Below are 4,156 nucleotides of genomic sequence, written 5' to 3'. Positions count from 1 at the left end.
CAGTATTTAAACCGTTCAAAATATTTAAGTGCATTTGAAGAAAACTTACATCTTCATAATAAAGCAATTTATCAAACCAAATTTCAAAGTAATTTCATGAGAGCCATTTCACTAATGAAAAAAATTAACACTAATGAATATCATAATAAAGAGTATTATTACGATCTAGCATATGCCTATCATTCGACAAATTCTAGAGTGTTCGCTTACTACTATGCCAATAAAGCATTACAATTTTTCAATGAAAATCGTTGCTTTTCTAGAGTGATTGAAGCCGAAATCCTTATGCTCATTCAGCTTGAAGTAAATGATATCGATAATACGAGTGAAGAAGATTATCATCGTCTAATTGAAATGTCATTAGAATACGGTCTACACTACCAGTTAAATCTTCTTTACCATAATTTCGCTTACTATAATCTAAGAAAAAAACATTATTTGAAGGCTAGTGAGTATTATCAGAAATCATTGCAATTACGTAATAAAGAGACAAAATTCTATTTAGGGTCTCTTGAAGGATATATTAATACGATGACTAAAGGGAATCTTTTACCAACTAAAGATTTACTTCTTTTAGTTGAAGAGGGTTTACTTTTAGCAGAAAAAAACGACGCACAATTGTACATCCATATTTTTAAGCTTCACCAATATACTCTACTAAACTTAGAATACGAATATTTTCACTACTTAGAAAACGAAGCCTTACCATACTATGAGGAAATTGGGATTTCTCTAGTAATTGAGCATTATCAAATTAAACTGTTCGACTATTACATGGAAAGACAAAATGTTGAAAAAGCGATATCATATGCAAAGAAGATAGTAAACACTCATCGTAATAATTTCCCATTAGTTTAATAAAAAAGCATTTCATTCGATAAAATAACATTGGAATCATTTAAATAGCCCTGACTTCCTATTCAGTAGGAAATCAGGGCTTCAATTTCAAACAATATTTTACCTTTAAGAATCTTTAATTTTTCGGCTCAATACCTAGTAGATGTAGGAAATCAGCCAAACCATTGAGTGAATGGTCAACCAGTAAATTAAACTGGACGACCTTATAATACAAACGCATATGTTATCCAACCATGAAGCTCAAAATTCGGAGCTTCACAATAGTGAATGAAAATGTAATGAATTCGACTATTCCAGTTCTCAGCAAAGCACAAGACTATGCATAAAGCATAGGAATCCATTTTTAAATACATTGAGCTTTTTTATAATTCAAAACGAATTTATTCCACTCTTAGATATGTTACACCAAAAGAATTTGAGAAAATGTATTCATTTACAGCCTAATATTCTATCTATAATAATATAATTTAAAAGATTTCTTATGAATTATTTTATTTTAGATTTCAAGTTTAATCAAAGTAGTAAATCGATGCTATGTTATTGGCATAGTAATAATGTAAAAAGTACCATTCTTCTAAAAAGAAAATTTCGTAAAAATGTGAAATTTTCTATATTGATAAAATAAATATGTAACATAACAAATATAATTATCTTTTGACTATATTAATATTATTTTAATACCACTAGTATTAAGATGATCGAAGTAAAAAATAAGATTAATAGTACTAAAGGATAAACGAATAAATGCACTTTTATATCCTCCATTCAAGCTATTTTAATCAAATGTACTTTTACAATCTATTTATTTTATGCAAATATCCCCCTCGCCTTTTTAACTTTCTATTACATTTTTAGTGCAATAATATGTAATAGAAATAATTAGTTTAAGGTTCTAAAATGAATATAGAAAGACTCCGGTAAAAAACCGGAGTCAATTAAAACAAAAATATTATAAATTTCCAGTCTTTTTTTAGTTAATGCCTAGATCTTTCTTCACACTATCAATTGTTTGTGACTTATATTTCTTTTTCGGTGCTAGTGAATTTGCGATTGTTGTATTTTGCATTAAGTAGTTTTTCTCTACAAATGCAAAATCTTTCTCATCAACTACGCCATCAAAGTTAATATCCGCAGCACGTTTATTCGTTCCCCAATAAGTTTGAATATAAATCGCATCCATTACGTCAATGACATTATCGCCATTTACATCACCCGCACTATTTTTGTCCACTTCTACTAACTTTTGTGCACCAGCAAGATCTCCATCGAAGTCTTTGAATGTTTTTGTTGATAGTTTACTAGTGAAATGGCCCGGTACTTTCACATAAATGTCATAGTCTTTATCTGATAATGGTAGGTTATTAAATGTAAAGTATGAACTTTTTGTCAGACTACTTACATCATAAGTTTTACCATTTGCATCTTGTGCATATATTTTTGCTCCAAGCTTAGAGTAGTCCACCTTAGAATCGTTATTGTTTGTTCCTGGTATTAGGAAAGCTTCAGGTGACATAACTCCGCTCACCATCGATTGTTTTGGTAATACATAAAATGGTTTATCTTTATAGACACGAATTAAGTTCGTAGTAGTAGCATTTGCTGTTTTCTTATATTTAAAAGAAGATACATCAAATCCATATCCTTCTGGTAAATATAGATTATCTTTTGTCAATTTCAATGTAACATCTATAAATGGTAAGTCTTTATCAATTGATAAATCTCCTTGATCGATAGAAGCACCAACTTTAACAGAACCTGTACTCAAAACTGGTGCTGTTAAGTTTACTTTAGCACCTTTCTCCTCAGCATAATTTTTAAATGCATCATTGATTTTTACACTTTGGAATGAATAATTGTTATTAGAAAAAGGCACAGTGAACTCTCCAGAAGCAAGTTGCTTAATATTGTTTAAATTCAATGTCATTGTAATTTCGTCACCAAGTTTAATCTTGTCTTTGTTATAAGTTGGAACTGCGTATTCTGTTCCTGCTTTAATAAACTGGTAACGCTTAATGCCTTTTGGATAAGATTCTGCTGCTGTTCCGTTATCAAAAGCAAATAAATTCGAATCTACAAAGCCTACTCCGTCAACCTCAGTCTTAGTTACTGGGAATCTAAAGTTCCCATCTGGATCAATTGAAAGTAGACGAGAATTATATACGCTATATTCAAAATTTAATGCCCCATTAATCGATTGATCAACATTTAAACCTTTCTGTTTCAGTCGATCCACACCTGCATCAAATATGTTACCATGGATCCAGATTGCTGGTCCATCATACCCAGGTTCTGTCGAATACATTGCATCGTTCACTTCATAAATGCCTGGCTTCATATCTACTTCTAATTTCGGTGGCGTATTGTCAATCGTAACATTCGAATCCATGCTGTATGATTTTCCTTGGTCATCATGCGCAATCATTTCAAAGGTATAGTCGCCTTCAGGCAGCCTTACTTTTTGATTGGAAATAGGTCGTTTTTTATCATTTGTAAATGGGTACACTACACCAGTAAATAAAGCCTCTGAGTAATAATCTTTGCCTGTCAATAAATTACTTGAACCAAAAGTTCCTACAAGTCCAATTGGTTCGCCTGTATTTCCATCTTTCACTAATACATCGATCGTTGTTGCTGGGCTTGACAGCTTAAAGTACACATTTACATATTGTTGTACCATAGGATGACTAATTTCCGGATCATTCGTCATCATAGGTCTACTCACATGCATGTAATCAAACCCTTTACTATTTCTTATATTAATTGAAAATGGGATTTGATAATTTTCTTCTTGATTCTTTGAATTGACAAAATAAATGTATCCTTCATATCTTCCTGATTTTGCAGTTTTTGGTACAACAATCGTTGGATTAATTTCGACAGATTTTCCTGCTTCTATCGATATCGTACTTGGTACATTTACAGTCAAACCATTTTTTGCGCCATCTTGAACTTCACCTTTTGCTGGTAATAACTTAACACTTATATCAAACTTCTTCTGATCTTGCTTATTACGATTTTCAACCACAACTTTTCGACTGTCTTGAATATTCTTAGCGTCTACTAAATAGTGAGTACCAAAAGCAATTGATCCGGTTTCTTCATCGATATCGACTAAATTGCCGTCTACTTCATTCTTCGTTTTGTCCATAACTTTCAGTAAAGTATCGGAATGAACTGCCTCATATACATCAATTCTCCCTGCACCTACTTCATTAACAGAATAATCGCCGTTCATTTTATCAGCTGTATTCATTAATGCCTCTTTTACTTCAAAAGGTGTATAATCAGGGTGCGCTTG

At 31.6% G+C, this 4,156-nt stretch carries 2 protein-coding genes and 1 pseudogene; 2 read left to right on the top strand and 1 reads right to left on the bottom strand.

Annotated elements, in window-relative coordinates; all coding sequences use genetic code 11:
• Positions 1 to 858: pseudogene (locus ACFCYN_RS25105) on the top strand (hypothetical protein); the annotation flags it as partial.
• Positions 859 to 1,197: 339 nt separating this feature from the next.
• The gene (locus ACFCYN_RS25100; protein WP_375952836.1) at positions 1,198 to 1,302 is read left to right on the top strand and encodes an IS3 family transposase; all 105 of its coding nucleotides are present in this window, start codon (positions 1,198 to 1,200) and stop codon (positions 1,300 to 1,302) included.
• A 526-nt stretch (positions 1,303 to 1,828) separates the two neighbouring features.
• On the opposite strand, the gene ACFCYN_RS25095 is transcribed toward ACFCYN_RS25100, so the two are convergent.
• On the bottom strand, positions 1,829 to 4,156 hold a 2,328-nt coding region (locus ACFCYN_RS25095), incomplete at its 5' end, for a dockerin type I domain-containing protein (protein ID WP_375952833.1).

Source organism: Gottfriedia sp. NPDC056225 (assembly GCF_042267765.1).
Classification (GTDB): Bacteria; Bacillota; Bacilli; order Bacillales; family Bacillaceae_G; genus Gottfriedia.
This window is presented reverse-complemented; position numbering and strand designations above follow the sequence as displayed.